This window comes from Halovenus rubra, assembly GCF_026586665.1.
Lineage (GTDB): Archaea > Halobacteriota > Halobacteria > Halobacteriales > Haloarculaceae > Halovenus > Halovenus rubra.
Genome location: NZ_JAODIY010000010.1, coordinates 185,991 through 206,327 on the forward strand (window position 1 = coordinate 185,991; position 20,337 = coordinate 206,327).

A 20,337-nucleotide genomic window follows, 5' to 3' on the forward strand; every position below is an offset into this window, starting at 1 on the left:
GAAATCAACCACCATGGAATCGCGCACGTACACGACAGACGCCACGCCGGGTGACGAGGCGACCGTCGCCGGATGGGTCCACGAGATTCGAGACCTTGGTGGTATCGCGTTCATCATTCTCCGGGACACGACCGGGAAGATTCAGATCAAATTCGAGAAAGACGAAATGGACGACGACCTTGTGGAAACAGGGCTGGGCGTTCATCGCGAGAGCGTCATCGCTGTCACTGGCGCAGTCGAAAAAGAAGAACGCGCCCCAACAGGTGTCGAAATCGTCCCCGAAAACGTCGACGTTGTTGCTGAGGCTGACCCCGAACTGCCACTTGACCCATCTGGGAAAGTCGACTCCGAACTCCCAACGCGACTGGACAACCGAACACTTGACCTCCGAAAAGACGAGGTCAAAGCAATTTTCGAGATTCGCGCCGAGTTGCTGCGGTCCGTCCGCGAACAGTTCCGTGAGCTTAACTGTACAGAGATTAACACGCCCAAAATCGTCGCAACTGGGACCGAGGGTGGAACCGAGCTGTTCCCCATTACGTACTTTGGCGAAGAAGCCTTCATGAACCAGAGCCCCCAGCTATTCAAGCAGTTGATGGTTGGCTCCGGGCTGGAGCGGGTCTTCGAAATCGGTCCAATCTTCCGTGCCGAAGAACACAACACGCCGCGACACCTCAACGAGGCGACCTCTATTGACTTCGAGTCCGCATTCTACGACGAGGCCGACGCGATGGATGCCTGTGAGTCAGTCGTTATTGCTGCCTACGAAGGAATTGCCGAGAACTGCCAGGAAGAACTCGAAGCACTCGGGCTGGCTGAGACCTTTGAGGTGCCTGATGAGGGGTTCCCACGTCTGAGTTACGAGGAAGCCATCGAGCGTATCAACGCAACAGGCGAACTCGACGAGCAACTTGTCTGGGGCGACGACCTGCCGACCGAAGGTGAGCGCGCGCTCGGCGATGAGATGGGTCAGCACTATTTCATCACCGAGTGGCCAAGCGAGATCAAGCCCTTTTACATCAAGGACATGGACGACGACGAGCAGCTCTCGACTGGCTTTGACCTGATGCACCCGAGCATGGAGCTTGTTTCGGGCGGACAGCGTGAACATCGGTTCGAGCACCTCGTCGAAGGCTTCGAGCAGCAGGGACTCGACCCCGAAGCCTTCGAGTACTATACGAAGATGTTCCGTTACGGCATGCCACCTCATGCCGGCTGGGGACTTGGCGGTGAGCGTCTCGTGATGACGATGCTTGGATTGGACAACATCCGCGAAGCCGTTCTCTTCCCGCGAGACCGCCAGCGGCTCTCGCCGTAGCTGAAACCGACCCCGTCGAGCAAGAACACAGAAGTTCTAGCCCGCGCAGCGAAGTGAGAACGACGATTGTGACTCTTGAAGCCGTGAGCCAAGCGGGTCGCTGCCGACAGAAAAACTACTATACTCCGACCCGCCGTCTCCCAAATATGTCGCTCATCGTTCGTGACGCGGCTCCCGAGGACGCCCCGGCGATTCGAGACGTTCATCTGGCGTCTATCGAGGGTCTGGCAGGGCAGAGCTACGCTGACGAACAGGTTGCTGCGTGGGCACACGACCGCGACCCCGACGAGTACCCCATCGACTCACCCGAGACTCGGTTTCTCGTCGCTGAGAAGGCCCCCCACATCGTCGGATTGGGCTGGATGAGAGTCGACGCAGACGACTATCTCCAGTGTGACGCCGATGGCGAGATTACTGCCGTATACGTCCATCCGACCGTGGCTCGTGAAGGCGTCGGCTCCCAGCTCTACAACGACCTCGAAGCAGCTGCACAGCTATGCGGGGTCGAATCACTCGGGCTCTGGGCCTCCCGGAACGCTGTCCCGTTTTACGCCAAAGAGGGGTACGAACGCGTCACGGAACACGTCCACGAGTTTGATGAGAGAGTTGAAGCAACCGTGGTAGAGATGTATAAGCCCCTCGACAAGTAGGCCGTGTTAGTCCATCTCACCAATTGCGCGCTCTCGCAGACGGCCAGTCATCTGGATCCCGTGGTGGTCGGTTCGGCGGATGACCCGCTTAGCCTGACTCGTCGGGAAATATTTATCTTCAAGCGACGCCCGCACGACGATACCAAAGGTGCTCGTGACGGTCCCACCAAGGCCGTCAGCGACGGCCCGGAGCCGGCGGTCGTCCGAGATAAGTGCGAACTCCTCGCCGCGGTCCCGAGACGCTAGCAGACCGGCCACAAGATAAACGTCGCTGGTCTGTTCGCTGGCGTCGAGTAACTGAGCGGCAGCGTCGAGCCACTCCTTGGCCTCTGACTCGGTATCGACCGCGTACTCGGTGAGAAAGCGGTCGAGGTTCGTCGCCGCCGGCTCGACCGTGAGCTCGTCAGCGACAGCTGTCGGAATCGCAAGGTCGCCATCGACTACATCAAACAGTTCGAGGTCGCCGATCTGGCCGAGGTTATAGAGAGGGGTCGCATCGACGTAGACATGCATGGTCACAGCTCCGTCGCGCGCTCGGCGTCGAAAGAAAGTTCAGTCTCTCCAAGTTGTGTTGTCAACCCGCGCTCCTGGGCAATCTCAAGCCACTCAGCAATCGAGACACCTGCTAGCCGGGCAGCCTCGTTGACGGACACGTCGTCACTTTGGTAGCGTTCGACTGCGTGTCTCGTTCGCAACGTCTCGACGCCCTCACGCAACGCTTGACGCATCGTCGTGCTCCGGTCCTGTTCGAGCAACTGCGCAACTTCATCCAGTTCTGCCTTATCATCGTCGCCAATTCGGACGCTTACTGTCGGCATGTATACGCACTGTTGAAACGTATACTCTTGTAGTTATGGGGTCCGGTGGATAGTTCCGCCTCTCTGTATCAACACCGTTGTCTCCGTCTCAGAGAAGTCATATCAGAGAGCTACTGTGTATTAAATAATAGTATTTGTGCTGTTCGTCTCGAATGTATGTATCCCCTGAACATATAATGGCCCGTATCCAACCGGGGAGTATGCCAAATTATCCGACCCACGCACGGTGGGGTCGCATCGGTGCAGTCGTGGTAGCTCTCGCAGTTGGGAGTGTATTATTCGGGGCCTTTGGCTCACCAGTGCTTGCACTCGCAGGCATGTTCGGTGCCGGCGCGGCGACGTTCGTTGGCGCGATTTTTCCCGACATTGACCACCACAAGTCGATACCGCGACGAAAGGCTGTCAAAGCGTTTCAATTTCTTGTCGCGTGTGGAATCATCGCGCTGGCGATTCTCTCATGGGACATACTCGTTGAGATGGTCGACACGGCTGTTGTCAGCCCTAGCGAGACAGCAGTCGCGGAGGGTCTTGGAAGCACGGTGGATATTCCACCTGCATTCGTCGCCACGCTGCTTGTCTTGCTGGTTGTCGCAGGTTTCACCACTATTGTTGACCCCTTCATCGGGCTGGTGACCCACCGTCACCGCGGCTGGACACACAGCGTTCCAGTGACGTTCGCCCTGACGACGGCTATCGCTGGGGCTCTCTGGCTGGCAACCAGTGACTTTGTTCTGTCGGGCGGGTTGGCGTTCGAACGGCAAGTAACGGCGGTCAGCGTCATCGGCACGTTCTTCGTTGGCATTCTCATTCATCTCAGCCTCGACGGAGAGATTGTCTGAGGGCGTGTTTTGACGAGCACCTGTGGTCTCGACAGTCGCACAATCGCCGACAGCCTCCTCAGTAGCAGAACAGTTGTGTTCTAGTACCTCAACAGCGAAGCCCTTCTGGTTCATCCGAGAGGGCGTGAATCTTTACCCCTGCCGCCCGCAGGCGCAGATATGAACCTCACAGAGCACGCCTGGACCGATGCCACAGGCCTCGATACAAATCTGGCAGTTCTACCCGTTGGAAGCACCGAACAACATGGCCCTCACGCACCACTTGGGACCGACACGCTGACTGCGAAGGCTGTCACACAGGCGGGCATCGACCGATATAATCAAGAGGTCATCGTTGGTCCGGCCATCCCTGTTGGCGTTGCCGCCGAACACCGGCAATTTCCCGGGACACTATGGGTAAGCGAGGAAACGTTCCGCCGGTATGTCCGAGAAACCATCGAGAGTCTGGTGAGCCACGGCTGGAACCGGGTAGTCCTCGTCAACGGCCACGGCGGAAACGTCGACGCGTTGCGGGAACTCTGTGGAACGCTTGTCCGTGAAGAAACTGCCTACGCAGTCCCGTTTACTTGGTTCGACGCCGCCATCTACGATGATGTCGAGCCAGACATTCACATGGGTCATGGCGGACCAGTCGAGACGAGCGTCGTCCAACATGTTGACTCCGAGCTCATTCGGGAAGAGCGCCTTGAGGCGGCCGCCGAGGGAGCAGCCGATGGCTGGGGCCAGTGGCAGTCTGGCGTCAACCTTGCCTACGATTCGGCAGAGTTCAGCGAGAACGGCGTTGTCGGCGACCCTCGTGAGGGTGGAGCCGACGTGGGCGAGCAACTGCTTGAGAGCACGGCGACGGCGCTGGCAGAACTGCTGGTTGCGGTTCGTGAACGGGACGTGACACGACCGGCCAAGCGCGACGAGTGAAAGCAATCAGGCTTCAGCGGCTTCTGCATCGGCTTCGTCGTCTGTTTTTTCGAGTGTGTTTTTGAGCTGTGGGACCGTGCTGGCGAGGTCACCGACCTGTTCGCTGGCGTCTTCGATGTCGCCAAGCAGTTCCTCGACTTCCTCGATTTCTGTGGCAAGGTCGTCGCTATCCTCGAAGGCGTCGGCTTTCTTGCCCATCGTAAACCATTTTTTTGCGTCGTGAAGGTCCTCCCGAGCGTCACCGACATCGAGTGCCGACCGGAGCGCGTTGAGGACACCAAGCGTGTTCTCGGAGTCGACATCCCAGACTGCTTCGGCCTCTGGCAGTGAGTCGCGTGCAGCTTCAAGCGAGGACTCAACGTCCTCACGCATCTCCGAGGCCGCCTCGGTGAACAGTTCGTCGTCGTCGAGTGTTGCCTGTGACATACTGGATGCTACGCTACCGGGTAGCTTAAAAGGCCGCCTGAAAGTGAAAGTGAAACGAGATGCCGTCTCAGGCGTCGTCGCCGGTGTGTTCGTCGCCCTCGATATCTTCGGGTTCCGCTTTATCGTCTTCATGATTGTCGGCCTCGTTGTGGCCTGTTTCGTTGTTTCCGGTCTTGTCGTGACTGAGAGCATCGTCACTCTCATCTGTCGCTTTCGGGACGTGGACGTGAAGTGTGCCATTGTCTTTGAGTGTCGCACTCGCAGCAACCGCCTCAACAGAAGCATCGGAAGGGACGTTGACGTGTCCGTCGAGAGTGAGACCACGACCGGGGAACTGCATTTCGAACCCATCGTAGAAGTCCCTGAATCGGTCGACACGAACGACGACAGCACCGTCCTCATATTTGACTTGCACGTCGGCAGGATGTGCGCCGGGCGCGTCGAAGACAGCGAGGAACGCGTTATCGCTCTCATAAAGGTCGGCCGGCAGCGGACGCTGTTCCTGTGCACGCCCGAACACTCGCCCAACGGTCTCGAATACAGTCGACCCAACAGAACTGCCAATGTCCTGAATCATAGCTCGACCTCCGAGAGACAGTCAGTCCCACAACAGTACGGACACTGGAAATCCGTCACACCGACCTCCTCTGGCATGTCGTAGGTGTAATGAAGCTCGAACATGTCGACTTCGCAGTCGTTGGCCGTACAGACGACTTCGAGCGTTGCTGGCATGTCTCTGCGTTAGGTTGGAAGCGTAATCAATTGCCGGGTATGGCTCCAAAGAGCGAAACAGTGTACAGATTAATCACCATATCAACAATAAGATTCAATTAGGCGGGGTTTGAATAGAGAGAGTAATGGCAGAAATACTTGCAGAAAACCTCTCCGGTAAAGCAGTCATGGGCTCGGACGGAGCCGAAATCGGCATGTTGTACAACGTCACGATGGATATGGACACTGGGAATCTCAAGAATCTCGTTATTACGCCCGATGAAGGAGCCGACCCAACGGAGTTCGAGAAAGACGAACAGGGCCGAGCGTTGGTTCCTGTCCGGCGTGTACAGGCTGTTAAAGACCACATGATTATCGAGCGCTAGTTGAATGTATATTCTCGACTCCTCCGCATTTATTCACGAGTATCACACTGACGAGCCGATTGCTTCGATCCCCCTCGTCCGCGAAGAGCTCGAAGATGAGAGTGCCTACCGATTCGACGCACTCGAAGGGTCGGGCATGCACCTCCACCTCCCCGACGAAGAGACAGTTCTCCGCATCGAGCGAGCTGCAGACGAGACGGGAGACCTTGAGGAGCTTTCAGACCCCGATATCCGGCTTGTTGCCGCTGCCTTCGAACTCGATGGCCGACTTGTTACCGACGACTACGCGATGCAAAATGTCGCCGAGAAGCTGAACGTCACCGTCGAGGTTATTGCCCGCGATGGCATCGAAGAGCAACGCGAGTGGCTATTCCAGTGTCAGGGCTGTGGCCGCGAATTCGACGAACACCACGACCGCTGTCCCATCTGTGGGAGCGACCTCTCCAGAAAGAATCCCGCCTGAGCGCCGTTTGGATACGACCGGTACTTACGCAAACGGTTCCTCTTCAGTGATTGTGTCGAGCCCAATGTCGACGAGTTGGCGTAACACCTCTTCCTCTGTTACTCCGTGCTCTCGGGCCAGTGCACTGACCTGCTGTGAGACATCGTCATCACACACCAGCGTGTACCGAACGTCCATAAATCATGCTAGTACGTAGCACATATTAAGAGTGTGTCAGACAGACAGCAGACACACTCAAAGTAGGTTGGTCGCGCCAACGTAGAGGTTGAGATAGATAACGACGTTCCAGCAGGCATGGACAGAAACCGGAACGAGGAGGTTCTCAGTGTACTCATGGAGCGCTCCGAGTACCAGCCCGGAAACAAACGCAACGAGAACGTACGCGATGCGGCTTCCAGTGCCGACGAGGGCAACGTAGTGAACTGCCCCAAAGATAACCGCTGCCCCGATGATACCAGGGATAACGCCGTAAGAGGTTCGGAGAACCCCCTGAACGACGCCCCGGAACAGCAGCTCCTCACCGGGTGCGTTCAGCAAGATAACTAGTGGAATATAGTAGAGAAACAGCTCGGGTTGGTCGTTGCCAATCTCGACAGATGTGTTCTGAGCTGGTTCAAGCCCAAGCTGTGAGAGCACGAATTCAAGAGTAACCAGAGAGGCGACGAGCACTGCAAAGCCAAGCAGAATCCAGCGCACGTCGTGGCTGGTGGGGAACCTAAATGGAACGAGGCCACGGTCGTTACGCCAGAGGAGATAGCTGGTGCCAACGAGAATGAACGTAGCAAAATGAAGCGCCATCGGGACGAGTTGTGTAAGCAGCGGTGCGCTCTCCTCAGTCAGTCCGAGTCCGTCTAGCGCCAAAAGACCAAACTGCTGGACAACGCCTGCTGCCAAGAATGCGCCAGCGACTAGCAATAACGCGTGGGTGAGACTCTGGAGACGCTGGTTTGGGTCGGCAACCTGCACAAGGTCCGGGTCATCTCTTGGAGGGTCTTCTTGGGCTGTTGTCGGCATACACTGGGTCTGGCTAGTGGCTTCAGTGTCATCATTGCACCGGTTATCGGTACTAGTGGGAGAGGCGGCGTCGAAGCAGACAGAACAGAATAGGCGGTCGCTACGGATGTGTGTCTCCAGTCACTCCACACGGACCCATTCTTCGAGCGTGAATCGGTCGAATAAGGTCTCATCGACGAGGTTCCATTCTCTCTCATTCCAGTCCGGGTAAAAAGAGTCGCCCTCGTAGTCACCGTGAACGCGGCTGAGTACCATTCTAGTGACAGTAGGCTGAAACAGCGCGTAGATAGCGCCACCCCCGATGACGTATATGGTCTCGGCCTCGGCACGGTTTGCTTGCTTGAGTGTCTCTTCGACACCCTCTACGTGGGTTGCTGTTTCTACATCAAACTCGCGCTCGGTCCGACTCAAAACGAACTGTTTCGAGCCGGGGAGGTCGTCACGCATCGCGTCGAAGGTACGTCGACCAAGGACGATTGGATTGTCAGCAATCCGGTTCCGATACTGCTGTTTATCTTTGGGGATGCTCGGCCAGGGCAGTTCACCATCATCTCCGATGACACCGTTTTCTGCAACGGCGGCTACCGAGACAAGTTCCATACGTCAGGGAACGGGTGGGTTTCGGATAGCAGTTTCTCTCGACAGCGCAGGACTCGGTTTCAGTCATCGATGTTCGGGCCGGAGTCAGTTTGCCGTTCGGAGTCAGGGACTGTTTTGGAGACGGTATCACCGACCACCTCGCTTTCATCGTCGTCGATGACGCCCTCGGTCCAGCGCCCGAGACGGAACCAAGCGGCCGCCATGACGAACGTTATCGACGCGCCGATAGCGTACGAGACCCAGATGCCGACGATGCCGATATCAAGCGCTCTGAACTCGATACCAAGAATAGGTATCGGGACAGTAAACGCAAACGCTAGTGCGAGCGCAACAGGGATTCGGAACACCCAGCGTGCGAGAAAAGAGAGTCCCATGGCGACTTTGGTCTGCCCAGCGCCACGGAACGCTCCCTGAATGACCATCGTTCCCCCGAAAAGGGCCCAGAATGGAGCGACGATGCGCAGAAACGTTCGGCCCTCAGCAACTGTGTCGGGATTGTCATCAAAAAGGCCAATAAGAAAATCGGGGAACAAGACACAGATACCGCCCGCAACGAACAGGAACACCATTGTCCCGGCGGTGGCGACCCACGTCACGGTGCTGGCACGGTCGGGCGTACCAGCGCCAAGATTCTGTCCAACGCCGGTAGACGTAGCCTGTCCAACAGCGCCAGCAACGGACCACGAAACAGACATCAGCCTGACACCGATACCGTAAGCGGCGACAGCAGCTGTGCCAAATGGGGTGACGAATGCAGCCATCGTAACCGAGGCGAAACTGCGTGCCCAACCATCGAGCGTTGCGGGATACCCGATACCGACGAGTTTCCGAAGAATCGCCAAATCAGGAACGAGGTCGCGCAGGTAGAGTTTTACGCCGAACCGACCGTCAAGTAAGATGGCGATACCCACAACAGTGGCGAACGCGCGGGAGATGAACGTTGCCCAAGCGGCACCGCTGGTTCCCATTGCGGGGAACGGACCCCAGCCGAGGATGAAAAAGGGGTCGATGAGTACGTTCAGACCCGCCGAAAGGAACACAAGCCACATCGCTGTCATCGTGTCGCCTGCACCCTGCAGAGACGCGCGAAAGGCAAAAAACAGGAACGTGAAGGGCAAAACAAGGAAGATTACCTCGATGTACTGAAGTGCTGCATCGAAGACACCGTCTTTGGCCCCCATGAGAGTCAACAAATCGTGGCGGAATGTGTATCCAAGTGTCGCGAGTACCAGCGAGACACCAAGCGCAAGTAAGAGCGTCTGGGCGACGATATGGTCTGCCTTCCGTCGGTTGTCAGCACCGACGTGTTGTGAGACAAGTGCGATAGTCGCCGCTGTCAGCCCCATTGCTGTCGAGACAAACATCCACGACAGCGGAAACATCAGCGAAACACCGGCGACGGCATCAGAATTGAGGCGGCCTACCCAGAAGATATCCGCCAAATTGTAGGCGGTCTGAAGCAGGTTCCCTAGCACAAGAGGCAACGATAGTGCGAGAAGCTTCGGGGCAATCGCCCCTGTTGTCATATCCACTCCTTTACGATTTGTTGGCACTGTCTATCCGTTGTCGAGAAACAATATCAAGGCGACGATATGTCGCAACTCGCCTACCCGCTCGGGGAGTTTGAACCGATCTGTTGTCGAGAAGCAATATCACGGCGATACCTCTCGCTGTCGGATACAGCTATTCGTCCGTATTCGTACTGCCTCGCAGCTGCGAAATCCGTCCCTTGCTTTCCGAAGACTGGCTGTCTTCATCGTCTCCAATCGTGGGTATTCGGCCCCCAGTCTCGCCTTCCTTGACATCTTGAACCATGTTGTCAAGCTCATGTCGTTTCTCCCCGATAACTGCGCCGACAAGCGCGCCGGTCGCGGCACCTGTACTCGCGGCGTTTCGGCTCAGGATACCGCCGAGGAACCCACCGAGAGCAGCCCCGATAGCTGCGTACTGTGCTCGACTAAACGCTCGCTTGATTCGTTCTTTCATAGTTGAATACACGATGAGAGTGAATAAAAGAATTGTCACGATGTTCATACTGTGAGACAGAGAGAAATCACAACAGCAAAGAGCGTTCTCTCGTCAGCAATATATGTGCCAACATACCCCGAGACTGAACGAGAGACAGTCACTGAGACCCTCCATGGAGAGAGTATCGAGGACCCCTATCGATGGCTCGAAGACAACAATGGGCGCGTCAAGGAGTAGGAACAGCGACAGAACGAATTTACCGACACGCTCATCGAGACCGACCGTCGGGACTCGCTCGAACCGGCATTCGAAGAGCTTGGCTGGCGTGAAAACTACTTCCTGCCAACGGTCCGAGGAGACCGCTACTTTCAGCGCATCGAGCCAGCAGAGGCCGAACAGCCACGGCTGACCGTCAGAGACAGCCCTGACGCCGACGCGCGGACGCTCGTCGACCCAACGTCACTCGATGAGACAACCTCGCTCCAGTGGTTCGAACCAAACTGGGAGAGTTCACTCGTCGTCTATGGCCTGATGGACGCTGGAACTGAGCAGTACGACCTTCAAGTGCTCGATGTCGAAACCGGTGACGTTGTTGAGGAAATCGACGCTGTCGGTCGCTGTAACGGTGCGTCGTGGGACGCTAATGGATTCTATTACAGCGCGACCGGCGCTGCAACCGAAGGTGGCCAACTCGACAAAGAACTTCGATACCACGAACTCAGCGGAGAGGACCGCCTCATCACTGCAGACTTCGACCCCGAGCGGTGGCCCGGTGTCCAGGTGGGGCCAGATTCGGGTGTTGTTCTCGTTACCGTCGGGGAACTCGGAACTGACAGCGACCTGTTTGTCGTTGTCGACGGCGAACTCGAACCGGTGCTCACCGATCTTGATGCGCCACTCATCCCAACAATCCACAGTGGTACCGTCTACGTCCATACGACGCATGACGCACCGCGTGGACAGGTGTTTGCTCTCGATATATCTGACATTGCGGACGCATCCGGCATTGCGGATTTCGAGACGCTCATCCCAGAAGGCAGTGACGTGATTCAGCAGATTGCGCCTGTCGGCGACGGGCTTGCGATCCACTCGATTCGCGACGCATACTCGGTTGTCTCGCTGTACGACACCGATGGGACCAAGCGATATGAACTCTCTCTCCCGGAGTTCTCGGGGATACCAAGAGGTGGCATCGGAGCCAACCGTGGGTCTAACGAGTTGTTCCTGTTCGTTCAGGGGCTTGACCAGCCCACAAGTATCGTCTACGCCAACACCGGAGCCAATGCAGGCCCCGACAACTGGACTGTACTTCAGTCTCCAACACTCCCCGCAGAGCTTGACCCACAAGATGGCCTCGATTTGACCGTCGAACAACACTGGGTCGATTCGAGTGACGCCGCCAGTCTCCCAGTTTACGTGGTCCACCGGGCAGATATCGACCCCGACGGGACCGCGCCAACGATTCTTTCCGGGTACGGCGGGTTCCGAATACCAAATCTTCCAAGCCTCGACCCGTACCGGCTCCCGTTTCTCGCTGACGGTGGTGTCTTTGCTCTGGCGTGCCTGCGTGGTGGCTCAGAGTTCGGCGAGGAGTGGCACGAGGACGGCTCACGAGAGCACAAAGAGCACACATTTGACGACTTCGAAGCCGCCGCAGAGAAGCTCGTCGACGCCGGATACACAACACCAGACCGGCTCGCGGCCTGGGGAGGCAGCAACGGGGGACTCACCGTCGGCGCAGCTCTTACTCGTCGTCCAGAACTGTTCGGCGCTATGGTCTGTAATGTTCCCTTGCTCGATATGCTTCGATTTCAGCGATTTCTGCTCGGCCAGGCATGGACCGGAGAGTACGGTACCCCAGAAAAAGAAGAGGAGTTCAATTGGCTCCAATCGTACTCACCGTACCATCACGTCACAGAACGGGAGTACCCGGCGACACTGTTCGCCACCGCGGCGGGCGATACACGAGTTCACCCCGCTCATGCACGCAAGATGACCGCTCGCGTCCAGCAGGCGACGACCAGCGATGACCCAATCTGCTATCACAGCGTCCAAGAGACAGGCCACGGAACGGGGACGCCAACCTCAGTAGCAATCGAGCAGGCCCTCGACAAGTGGAGCTTCATCTACGAGACACTCGATATCAACCGCGAGTAGTAAGCCCCGACAGCCTTACACCGAAAACGTCGTCTCTGCTGTCGGCCGTGCGTCTGCGGTAAGCGTCCCGTGAGCGACATAATCACCCGCCTGTGGAGTCTCCCAGCGAACCGTTTCCCGTATTGTCTCACCCGGTCTGACTGTCTGCTCTCGGAGCGTTTGCGCGAATAGTTGTCCATCACTCCATCGCCAGACGAGGGTTTCGCTGTCTGCCTCGCGGACGGTAACATCAACCGTCTGTCCGGTCGGAAACTGCACCGTAGCTGCTGTGTCGCCAGTATTCTCGGCGTGCAGTTCGAAGACAGCAACCCCATCAACGATGTCGACATCGAGTGTCGCGGTGAGAGTCATTGGACGTTAGCCGCGATAGCGAAACGAAACCACAGTGGTCAACTCATTTTGGCTCTCCGAGGACGCTGTCGAGATATCTAACCCGAGCACGTCAGATTCATCGACAACATCATAGGTAATCTTGCGGAGGTCTTCGGCACTGGCCTCGTCGTCGAGTAACTCGACTCGCAGTTGCTTTCGATTGTGGCTAATCTCGGCGACATCGTACCCGCTCGATTCGTATGCCGATTCAAGTTCTGCATCAATCTCTGCCATATGTGGGTGTTCGATGGGTGGCTACTAAAAGCTCGCTCCCGAATGGGCGTTACAACTCTCGGGCAACCATCTCACCCCAGTGGTCGAAACCCCAGCGCTCGTAGAACGCCTGCGCCCGGTCGTTGTTCTGGTCCACGTCAAGCACCAGCCTGTTGAGTGGAAGGGACTGTTCGCGCGCGGCCTCAAGGGCAGCATCCATCAATTCATCACCACATCCAGAGCCGCGATATGCTGGCCGGAGGTAAAGTTCGTTCAGTACAGCAGCGTCCCAGATGTACGCCAACGATTCTGGCAGAATGAAGACGTAACCGGCAAGCGTACCACTGCGTTCGACGACCTGAACGCTCCGTTTACTGTCCTCGACACAACGCGTGACCCATGCGAGGTATTCGTCTCTGTACTCCGCATCGAGCTTTCCGTTATAGACCTCGGCTTTCGCCTCGCCGCCGGTCGACTCCCCCAGTTCGCGTTCGAACGCCTGCTTGAGTTCCCAGAGTTCGTCGCCATCGTCCACACGATAGGGTCTGACCATATCAGCTTCTTGACTCGGACGACTAAGAGTGTTCGTGCTTTTTCTCAGTCAGGGAACTCTCGGCAAAACGGACAGAGAGACATGCTCTCGGGTAGTCACGTCGAGAGTGTGCGCAAGTGGGACACGGCGTCGGTAAACAGAAATTCCCTTAAAGGTGGAACTGGTATGGACAAATGCGCGTGGTTGGTCTAGTGGTAGGACCTGAGCCTTCCAAGCTCATGGCCCGGGTTCAAATCCCGGACCGCGCATACCATTTTCCGCCCTCAGATATCCTCGCGAGCCGGTGGGTCGCTACGGAAACTCTCGGTCCCAAAACGCGGGGCAGCCGTTCTCGGCGCAGATACGCTGTTCCAGACTGCCCACAGTTCCGGACCACGCATTTTTCAGACACGCCATCGAAGCTGAACCGTGACACGGTCGCGTTCACTGAGGCGGTCGGCATCTCCGCGGAGGTAATTCGATGAAAACGCACCCATCTATTCCACAGATAAAGAACGCACCAGATGGTCTCTTCGACGGGGGCCATCTGTGGGTTCTCGAAAAAATCGACGGCGCACAGTTTCGTGTCCAGTTGCAGGAATCAGGACGCCTCCGCTTTGGTGGTCGGACCCATGTCTACAACGACGCGACAGATGTTCCCGCGCCGTACCAGCATGCCGTTCGCCACGTCCAGGAACGGTTTGACCGTCAAGCACTTCGCAAAGCCGTCGACGATGTCGAAACTATTGTTTTCTTCGGCGAGGCCACGCATAAACAGACACTCGACTACGACTGGGCAACTATCCCCTCGTTTCTTGGCTTCGATATCTGGTCGGCCACAGACGAGAGGTTTGTACAGCCTGATACCGCCGAGCAAATCTTTGAGCGTATCGGACTCTCGCCTGTCCCTGCGGTCGAACGTGAACTGCCCGCTCGCGATTTTGATCATAAAGAGTACACTGTTCCCCAGTCTGCGTGGTACGACGGTCCAGCGGCGGGTGTTGTCATCCGTGACAAGCGGGGCCACTGTGCGCTGCAGTACCATCCGGACTTCGAGGCAGATACAGAACCAAAACCAGCCGACGACTCCACAACAGCACTGACCGAGCGATACGCAACCGACCAGCGATTCGAGCGGGTCGCAGCTTCTATTACCGAAAACGGGCAGTCTGTCACGTTTGAACGCCTCTATGAACGGATGTTAGAGGATATTACGCGTGAGGCACACAAACACCTCTATCAGGCCCGAACAGATATCGAGATGGGGGAGTTTCGAGACGAGGTCGCTGCACGGACACGCACATTTCTCGACACAGAGATTCAGTAAAAACCAACGAAACGTGAGCGAGTACCCCGAACAACGAGAGCGGGTTAGCGACGCGTTGGTGGCCGGACAAAGAGACCATCAACGACGAGAAGCGAGGCACAGAGGGCCGCAGAGATAAGCGCAACCGATTGCGCTCCAACAACAAGGAAACAGAGCAAGTATGTCCCAAAGAACACTAACGGAATCAAGAGTAAAACCCAGTCCGAGTGCGCAAGGTCAGTGACTGACCGGCCAAGCGAGTTAGATACCGACATGGCTACTCCATATACCCGAGATCTCGGAGTTTCTGTGCCATCTGCCGGGCCTCTTCGTCGGAGATGCTGTCTTCTCGTTCCATCTCCTGTATCACAAGATGTTTCATGAACTCCTTGACTGAATCGAATGGCTCATCCTCGATGTAGGCCTCGACATCGCTAACAAACTCCTTGCGCAGTGAAACCGTCGTATACTCACTCATCTTGGTCCCGAATACAGTGGGCACGGTTATAAAATTTAATTATATGTAATTACAGCAAATTGGACGACGAAGGGTCAAATATTCCCGTCCCCGAACAGCGCCCTTCGTGAGGTATATACAGTGACCTTGTGAAAACTCAACCAATGATTCACGTAGGCATCAACGGCTACGGAACCATCGGCAAGCGCGTCGCAGATGCGGTTCGGGCCCAGCCCGATATGGAAGTCGTCGGTGTAGCAAAGACACGACCAAACTTCGAGGCACAGACTGCCGTCGAGAAAGGGTTTGACCTGTACGCCGCAATCGAGGAGCGAAAGCCACAATTCGAAGAAGCAGGTATCGACCTCGCCGGCGATGTCGAGGAGTTGGTTGAGGCGAGCGATATTGTGGTCGACGCCTGTCCCTCGGGCATCGGTGCCGACAACGCCGAGATGTACCGCGAGTACGACACACCCGCACTCCTCCAAGGTGGTGAAGATAGCGAGGTTGTCGACGGAAGTTTCAATGCTCGCTCGAACTACGACACCGTTGAAGATGCCGACATCGTACGTGTTGTCTCTTGTAACACGACGGGACTCTCTCGGCTGATTGCCCCGCTTCAGGAGGCCTACGGTATCGAGAAGGTTCGAACAACGCTCGTCCGGCGAGGCGGCGACCCCGCTCAGTCCGGTCGTGGTCCAATCAACGATATCCTCCCGAACCCGGTCAGCCTCCCATCACACCACGGGCCAGACGTGAACACCATCTTCCCCGACCTCGATATCGACACCCTCGGGCTGAAAGTGCCAGCCACGCTTATGCACATGCACAGCGTGAACATCACACTTGAGGACGAACCGACCGCCGAGGCTGTTCGCTCCCTGCTTGAAGACGAGCGCCGTACGTTCGTAATTCCAGAGTGGATTGGTCTCGACGGCGCGGGAGCCATCAAAGAGCTTGCACAGGACGCTGGCCGCCCGCGGGCGGATATCTGGGAGAACTGCATCTGGGGCGAATCCATCTCGATGGAAGGGTCAGATCTCTACCTGTTCCAGGCAATCCATCAAGAGTCAGATGTTATCCCCGAGAATATCGACGCAATCCGTGCCGTCCTCGGCGAGGCCAAGCAAGAAGAGAGTGTCGTGATGACCAACGAAGCGATGGGGCTAGATACCTCTCTTGGACAGATATCATAGGGCATAGCAGCGACAGTTCACAATAATACAGTCCGCAGTCGACTGCGGGGCCGGACAGAGACGGTTTTTTGCCGTATCAAGCGGCGGTAAGCAACAGGAAAAGACCCCTCGCTGTTGTTGCGAGGACACTCTTTATCAGTAATCTCGCACAATGTACACGACAACGCGAGTGTTCTGACAGCCAAAGAGTTCCCTACCCCCGCAACGAGAGTGTGTGAGTTAGGGTGTAGCAGTGTTTCTCGGTCCATCGTCATATGTGGCGCTCAATCGGATCGAAGAACTCAGCAACGACCTCCGTCCCCTCTTGAAGATCGGAAAAGATCGTCGACACGGTAAAACGTCAAGCGGATGCACTGTCCACGCTCTCAGAAGCAGAACTCATATCAACCACCAAGTAATACAACGTAGTGTTATGGAAGAGTTCGACCAGTTCAGCAACGTCGGCGAAGCGGATGTAACGCGTGCAATCGGGCAGGAATGGACCGAAGAGTTCATGGACTTCTCAGATTCGGATGTCATCATCGTTGGGGGCGGCCCGTCGGGGCTGATGGCAGCAAAAGAGCTGTCCGAGCGAGGCGTCCAGACGATGGTCGTCGAAAAGAACAATTACCTCGGTGGGGGCTTCTGGCTCGGTGGCTTCCTGATGAACAAGGTTACCGTCCGAGACCCGGCCCAGAAAGTGCTCGACGATCTTGATGTCGATTTCAAGCGGTCACAGGACAGCGAAGGGCTGTACGTCGCCAACGGTCCGGAAGCCTGTTCGGGTCTTATCAAGGCAGCCTGCGATGCGGGTGCAAAGATGCAAAACATGACCGAGTTCACCGATATCGTCATTCGTGAAGACCACCGCGTCGGCGGTATCGTGATGAACTGGACGCCAGTTCACGCGCTCCCACGTGAAATTACGTGTGTTGACCCCATTGCCGTTGAGGCAGACCTTGTCATCGACGCAACCGGGCACGATGCGATGGCTATCAAGAAACTTGACGAGCGCGGCGTTCTCGACGCGCCGGGTGTCGGCGACGCTCAGGCAGACGCCACAGGTATGGACCAGACCGGTGACGATTCCTACGGCGCACCCGGGCACGACTCGCCCGGCCACGACTCCATGTGGGTCGGACAGAGCGAAGATGCAGTCGTCGAACATACTGGCCTCGTCCACGACGGCCTCGTTGTCACGGGCATGGCAACAGCAACGACCTACGGGCTGCCCCGTATGGGACCAACCTTCGGTGCGATGCTCGTCTCTGGCAAACGGGCCGCACAGGCCGCACTCGACGAACTCGGAGTCGACGCAGACCCTGTTGAAATGACGTCGCGCGCGACGCCGGCAGACGACTAACGTCTACACGGAGTCACGCTCAGTTTTCTGAGAATGGTGTGAACAGGTCCGGATAGCTGCTCTCTTCGAAGTTGCTCGTCGTCGGGACCGTCGGATCACCGGCAAGGTTGTTGCTCTCGTCAGTGACCGCATTGGTTGTAAACCCAACAGCCGCTCCAAGATCCGAAAGCAACGAATCGAAGTTCCCGAGCGCGTCAACGTCAGCACTGGTTCCAAGGAGGATAACCGAACCACCCACAGCAGCGTAGTCGGCAATTGCCGTCCGCTCGTCGGCAGTCAATTCTGTCACCGGTGTCGAGAGAATCAACGCGCTTGCAGCCGGCTCACCATCCTCAAGCAACTGTGGCCCGGCGTCGCTGGTCACATCGTTGACGCCTTCGAAGCCAATCGCGGTGTTGGCCGTGGATAGCTGGCCTTCGAGATAACGGAGATAGTAGGCAGCATCCTCGGCAGAGACGGCGTAATCGGCACCGAACTGGCCGTGGCCGCCATCGATTAACACAGGACCGACACCATCGCCGAGAGTATCGAGAACATTCGTCAAGAACGGGTAGACCCCGAAGCTGTCGATACCGGGACCGCCTTCGCCGCTCTCGAAGTTCTCTTCGATGAATGGTCCACCAACAACCGCCACATTCGCATCGGTGTCGAGGGCGACAAGTGCCTCGCCACTCTCGGATTTGACCGGGACATCAGGACCTGTTACTTCGACAGGCTCCGGGAAGAACAGGGAGTTGACTGGGTCGTCACCAACCGCAGGCGTTGAGGCGGGGTCAGAAATCTCCCAGATACCGTCATCAGCATCGCGTGCCGTCGCCTCGAGGTCGAGATACTCGTCGTGAGTCCCGAGCCCAGAGTCGTACACCCGCGCCCACCCGTCTTCGATAACCGACTCGTTGTAGACACTCCCGTCAGAGAGTTCAAGGAACCCAAGCAGTCGGCCGAAGTTCCCTCGAAGCGGCTCGTTCTCGTCAAACGAGAGTGTGACTGTCTCGTCGGCGAGTTGGTCGCCCGCGTACGCCGCCGCGTCGTCGGCCTTGTCTTTGAGTGCTGGGCCGTCGTCGATACCTTCGTACTCCTGTAGTCGTTCGTCCGTGCTACCAGTTTCGGGGGTGTCGATGCCGACAATTCGGACCGTTTCGACAGTTCCCTCCGAAAACTGGACGTTAGCCGTATCACCATCAGTCACGTCGACAACGTCAACCTCGTAACTTTTCGAAGGATCTAGTTCGAGGCCGAGTCCGTCACGGTTCGGAAAAAAATCGGGGAACCCTGTCTCGTTGAAGTTTGTCGTCGTCGGGACAAAGGGAACACCATCGTTGTTTTCGCTATCGGTCACCTGGTCGTCGTTGAATCGGAAAGAAGCTCCGATAGCTTCGGCAATCTCGTTGTGGTTGACCGTCTCGTCGAAGTTGTTGTAGTCTGCCTGGTCGTGGAGGAACACCGCGCCACCGTTATCGACGAAGTCAGCGAGTGCGGTGAGTTCACTGTCGGTGAAGGCTTCGGTAGGTGAGGTGATTGTGAGACCATCAGCGTTTGCGAGGTCATTTTCGATATCAGTCGTGGCTTCGTAGGTGTAGCCGTTGTCCCCGACGTAGTCCGCGAACGCCTGGAAGTCATCGCCGCCGTTTGGTGACAGCGTGTAGAACTGGCCGTGCCCTTCGTCGTGAAGGATAGTTCCGCTGCCGTCAAGGAGTTGGTCGTAGGCGTTCAGCATGAACTCCTCGTTACCGTACGACCCAAAGTCAGTACTGGTCGTGATGAATGGTCCTGTCACGCCGAGGACAGAGCCATCGACCGCCGCGACCGGGATGTCGGTGTCGCTAGGATAGTCGACAGCGTCTCCGTTGCCGTCCTCGTCTGCGTTCTCTGCCGTCGACTCGGCCCAGATTGCAACCGGCCCGTCGTCGGTAAGGGGCTGTTCGTTCTCATCGAGCAAACTCGCAACCGAATCAAGCACCACGGATGGGATTGTCTCTTCAGGAGGGTCAGTTGGGTCGCCCGGTGAGCCACCGGGTGCGTCCGGGTCTTCATCGGCTGCCTCGACAGTCAATGTTGGACTGTAGTCGCCACTTTCCAAGCCAGTAGTATCAAGATACAGACCGACTGAGACCGATTCGCCGGCGGCGAGTTCAACTGCCGCGGCGTCCGAAAGCGGGGTGTTCGGGTCGTCAGCATACATGTACAGGCTGTCGTCGTCGAAAGCAGCACTGGACACGCCTGTCCAGATGTATTTCGAGTCCGTTCCCTGGTTGCCAATTTCGACGATTCCGTCAAACGTGTACTCTGTATCGACGCCAGCGCCGATATCGCCGTCGCTAATGCTAATGACGAGTGCGTCGCCGCTCGTATCTGTGTATTCGCCATTCTCGTCGCCGGGTGTGAGTGAGACAAACGCGTTTGCGTCGTCTGCTACCTGTACGCTAATCTGTCGTTCCGCCGATGCCGTCGAAAAAGCTCCGCTACCGAGAAGCGTGCCGGCACCTGCTGTTGCACCAAGTCCGATGATGAGTGTACGTCGTTTCATGGTTATATACTGCCAGTGACATCTCGCGTCGAGTGTGCGTTCGGGTGACGACATCGAGTATTCGGGGGCACTGAGTAACCTCGATTGTCTGTATTTGCTCACTGACTGCCGTGACGTCCCTGGCCTA

At 56.9% G+C, this 20,337-nt stretch carries 26 protein-coding genes, 1 tRNA gene and 1 pseudogene; 12 read left to right on the forward strand and 16 right to left on the reverse strand.

Annotated features, from left to right (window positions below):
* The first annotated feature begins 13 nt into the window (after nucleotides 1-13).
* On the forward strand, nucleotides 14-1,318 hold the full coding sequence (aspS, locus tag N5098_RS10150) for an aspartate--tRNA(Asn) ligase (RefSeq protein ID WP_267637755.1): 1,305 nt from the start codon (nucleotides 14-16) through the stop codon (nucleotides 1,316-1,318).
* Between the two features lie 146 nt (nucleotides 1,319-1,464).
* Nucleotides 1,465-1,968 (forward strand): GNAT family N-acetyltransferase, encoded by a 504-nt coding sequence (locus N5098_RS10155; RefSeq protein WP_267637756.1) that lies wholly within the window; start codon nucleotides 1,465-1,467, stop codon nucleotides 1,966-1,968.
* Nucleotides 1,969-1,974: 6 nt separating this feature from the next.
* Here the strand turns inward: N5098_RS10155 and N5098_RS10160 are convergent, their stop codons facing one another.
* Both N5098_RS10160 and N5098_RS10165 read right to left on the reverse strand, forming a co-directional pair.
* The gene (locus tag N5098_RS10160) at nucleotides 1,975-2,481 is read right to left on the reverse strand and encodes a PIN domain-containing protein (protein WP_267637757.1); all 507 of its coding nucleotides are present in this window, start codon (nucleotides 2,479-2,481) and stop codon (nucleotides 1,975-1,977) included.
* Between the two features lie 2 nt (nucleotides 2,482-2,483).
* Nucleotides 2,484-2,786, reverse strand: coding sequence for a ribbon-helix-helix protein, CopG family (locus N5098_RS10165; RefSeq protein ID WP_267637758.1), 303 nt, complete (start codon nucleotides 2,784-2,786; stop codon nucleotides 2,484-2,486).
* Between the two features lie 200 nt (nucleotides 2,787-2,986).
* On the opposite strand from N5098_RS10165, the gene N5098_RS10170 reads away from it, so the two are divergent.
* Both N5098_RS10170 and N5098_RS10175 read left to right on the forward strand, forming a co-directional pair.
* Nucleotides 2,987-3,625 (forward strand): metal-dependent hydrolase, encoded by a 639-nt coding sequence (locus N5098_RS10170; RefSeq protein WP_267637759.1) that lies wholly within the window; start codon nucleotides 2,987-2,989, stop codon nucleotides 3,623-3,625.
* Between the two features lie 159 nt (nucleotides 3,626-3,784).
* Nucleotides 3,785-4,540, forward strand: coding sequence for a creatininase family protein (locus N5098_RS10175; protein WP_267637760.1), 756 nt, complete (start codon nucleotides 3,785-3,787; stop codon nucleotides 4,538-4,540).
* Nucleotides 4,541-4,546: 6 nt separating this feature from the next.
* On the opposite strand, the gene N5098_RS10180 is transcribed toward N5098_RS10175, so the two are convergent.
* The 3 genes from N5098_RS10180 to N5098_RS10190 all read right to left on the reverse strand — a co-directional run bounded on the left by N5098_RS10180 (nucleotide 4,547) and on the right by N5098_RS10190 (nucleotide 5,698).
* A complete protein-coding gene (locus N5098_RS10180; RefSeq protein ID WP_267637761.1) occupies nucleotides 4,547-4,966 on the reverse strand; it encodes a DUF5790 family protein in 420 nt (139 codons plus the stop codon).
* A gap of 67 nt (nucleotides 4,967-5,033) precedes the next feature.
* Complete coding sequence (locus N5098_RS10185) at nucleotides 5,034-5,543, reverse strand: Hsp20 family protein (protein ID WP_267637762.1); 510 nt, start codon at nucleotides 5,541-5,543, stop codon at nucleotides 5,034-5,036.
* On the reverse strand, nucleotides 5,540-5,698 hold the full coding sequence (locus tag N5098_RS10190; protein WP_267637763.1) for a DUF7559 family protein: 159 nt from the start codon (nucleotides 5,696-5,698) through the stop codon (nucleotides 5,540-5,542). The genes N5098_RS10185 and N5098_RS10190 overlap by 4 nt, the downstream gene beginning before the upstream one ends.
* 125 nt (nucleotides 5,699-5,823) lie before the next feature.
* On the opposite strand from N5098_RS10190, the gene N5098_RS10195 reads away from it, so the two are divergent.
* Together N5098_RS10195 and N5098_RS10200 are read left to right on the forward strand one after the other, a co-directional pair.
* Entirely contained in the window at nucleotides 5,824-6,063 is a 240-nt protein-coding gene (locus tag N5098_RS10195) for a PRC-barrel domain-containing protein (protein ID WP_267637764.1), read from the forward strand.
* A gap of 4 nt (nucleotides 6,064-6,067) precedes the next feature.
* Nucleotides 6,068-6,526, forward strand: coding sequence for an NOB1 family endonuclease (locus N5098_RS10200; RefSeq protein ID WP_267637765.1), 459 nt, complete (start codon nucleotides 6,068-6,070; stop codon nucleotides 6,524-6,526).
* A gap of 24 nt (nucleotides 6,527-6,550) precedes the next feature.
* Here the strand turns inward: N5098_RS10200 and N5098_RS10205 are convergent, their stop codons facing one another.
* The 5 genes from N5098_RS10205 to N5098_RS17595 form a co-directional block, all read right to left on the reverse strand.
* Complete coding sequence (locus N5098_RS10205; RefSeq protein ID WP_267637766.1) at nucleotides 6,551-6,703, reverse strand: CopG family transcriptional regulator; 153 nt, start codon at nucleotides 6,701-6,703, stop codon at nucleotides 6,551-6,553.
* Between the two features lie 57 nt (nucleotides 6,704-6,760).
* Complete coding sequence (locus N5098_RS10210; protein ID WP_267637767.1) at nucleotides 6,761-7,540, reverse strand: CPBP family intramembrane glutamic endopeptidase; 780 nt, start codon at nucleotides 7,538-7,540, stop codon at nucleotides 6,761-6,763.
* Nucleotides 7,541-7,660: 120 nt separating this feature from the next.
* Nucleotides 7,661-8,140 carry a dihydrofolate reductase gene (locus N5098_RS10215; RefSeq protein ID WP_267637768.1) on the reverse strand — a complete coding sequence of 160 codons (480 nt, stop codon included), beginning with the start codon at nucleotides 8,138-8,140 and terminating at the stop codon, nucleotides 7,661-7,663.
* Nucleotides 8,141-8,199: 59 nt separating this feature from the next.
* Entirely contained in the window at nucleotides 8,200-9,666 is a 1,467-nt protein-coding gene (locus N5098_RS10220) for an MATE family efflux transporter (RefSeq protein WP_267637769.1), read from the reverse strand.
* A 157-nt stretch (nucleotides 9,667-9,823) separates the two neighbouring features.
* Complete coding sequence (locus N5098_RS17595) at nucleotides 9,824-10,174, reverse strand: YMGG-like glycine zipper-containing protein (protein ID WP_497007451.1); 351 nt, start codon at nucleotides 10,172-10,174, stop codon at nucleotides 9,824-9,826.
* A gap of 57 nt (nucleotides 10,175-10,231) precedes the next feature.
* Here N5098_RS17595 and N5098_RS10230 point away from each other — a divergent pair.
* Nucleotides 10,232-11,368 (forward strand): annotated as a pseudogene (locus N5098_RS10230) (prolyl oligopeptidase family protein); the annotation flags it as partial.
* 156 nt (nucleotides 11,369-11,524) lie between these two features.
* The gene (locus N5098_RS10235; protein ID WP_267637886.1) at nucleotides 11,525-12,265 is read left to right on the forward strand and encodes a prolyl oligopeptidase family serine peptidase; all 741 of its coding nucleotides are present in this window, start codon (nucleotides 11,525-11,527) and stop codon (nucleotides 12,263-12,265) included.
* Between the two features lie 15 nt (nucleotides 12,266-12,280).
* Here N5098_RS10235 and N5098_RS10240 read toward each other — a convergent pair whose 3' ends face one another.
* Genes N5098_RS10240 through N5098_RS10250 form a run of 3 tightly spaced genes read right to left on the reverse strand, consistent with a single transcriptional unit; the run spans nucleotide 12,281 to nucleotide 13,403 of the window.
* Nucleotides 12,281-12,616 (reverse strand): BsuPI-related putative proteinase inhibitor, encoded by a 336-nt coding sequence (locus N5098_RS10240; RefSeq protein ID WP_267637770.1) that lies wholly within the window; start codon nucleotides 12,614-12,616, stop codon nucleotides 12,281-12,283.
* A 6-nt stretch (nucleotides 12,617-12,622) separates the two neighbouring features.
* Nucleotides 12,623-12,871 carry a hypothetical protein gene (locus N5098_RS10245; RefSeq protein WP_267637771.1) on the reverse strand — a complete coding sequence of 83 codons (249 nt, stop codon included), beginning with the start codon at nucleotides 12,869-12,871 and terminating at the stop codon, nucleotides 12,623-12,625.
* A gap of 49 nt (nucleotides 12,872-12,920) precedes the next feature.
* A complete protein-coding gene (locus tag N5098_RS10250; RefSeq protein ID WP_267637772.1) occupies nucleotides 12,921-13,403 on the reverse strand; it encodes a GNAT family N-acetyltransferase in 483 nt (160 codons plus the stop codon).
* A 177-nt stretch (nucleotides 13,404-13,580) separates the two neighbouring features.
* Here N5098_RS10250 and N5098_RS10255 point away from each other — a divergent pair.
* Nucleotides 13,581-13,651 (forward strand) — tRNA-Gly (locus tag N5098_RS10255).
* A 212-nt stretch (nucleotides 13,652-13,863) separates the two neighbouring features.
* Nucleotides 13,864-14,709 carry an RNA ligase family protein gene (locus tag N5098_RS10260; RefSeq protein ID WP_267637773.1) on the forward strand — a complete coding sequence of 282 codons (846 nt, stop codon included), beginning with the start codon at nucleotides 13,864-13,866 and terminating at the stop codon, nucleotides 14,707-14,709.
* 44 nt (nucleotides 14,710-14,753) lie between these two features.
* On the opposite strand, the gene N5098_RS10265 is transcribed toward N5098_RS10260, so the two are convergent.
* Together N5098_RS10265 and N5098_RS10270 are read right to left on the reverse strand one after the other, a co-directional pair.
* Complete coding sequence (locus tag N5098_RS10265) at nucleotides 14,754-14,963, reverse strand: DUF8015 family protein (protein ID WP_267637774.1); 210 nt, start codon at nucleotides 14,961-14,963, stop codon at nucleotides 14,754-14,756.
* 2 nt (nucleotides 14,964-14,965) lie between these two features.
* On the reverse strand, nucleotides 14,966-15,166 hold the full coding sequence (locus N5098_RS10270) for a hypothetical protein (RefSeq protein ID WP_267637775.1): 201 nt from the start codon (nucleotides 15,164-15,166) through the stop codon (nucleotides 14,966-14,968).
* A 143-nt stretch (nucleotides 15,167-15,309) separates the two neighbouring features.
* Between N5098_RS10270 and N5098_RS10275 the strand changes: the two genes are divergently transcribed.
* Both N5098_RS10275 and N5098_RS10280 read left to right on the forward strand, forming a co-directional pair.
* Nucleotides 15,310-16,341, forward strand: coding sequence for a type II glyceraldehyde-3-phosphate dehydrogenase (locus N5098_RS10275; protein WP_267637776.1), 1,032 nt, complete (start codon nucleotides 15,310-15,312; stop codon nucleotides 16,339-16,341).
* 412 nt (nucleotides 16,342-16,753) lie between these two features.
* On the forward strand, nucleotides 16,754-17,683 hold the full coding sequence (locus N5098_RS10280; RefSeq protein WP_267637777.1) for a sulfide-dependent adenosine diphosphate thiazole synthase: 930 nt from the start codon (nucleotides 16,754-16,756) through the stop codon (nucleotides 17,681-17,683).
* Nucleotides 17,684-17,702: 19 nt separating this feature from the next.
* On the opposite strand, the gene N5098_RS10285 is transcribed toward N5098_RS10280, so the two are convergent.
* Nucleotides 17,703-20,210, reverse strand: coding sequence for a thermonuclease family protein (locus N5098_RS10285; RefSeq protein WP_267637778.1), 2,508 nt, complete (start codon nucleotides 20,208-20,210; stop codon nucleotides 17,703-17,705).
* Between the last annotated feature and the right edge of the window lie 127 nt (nucleotides 20,211-20,337).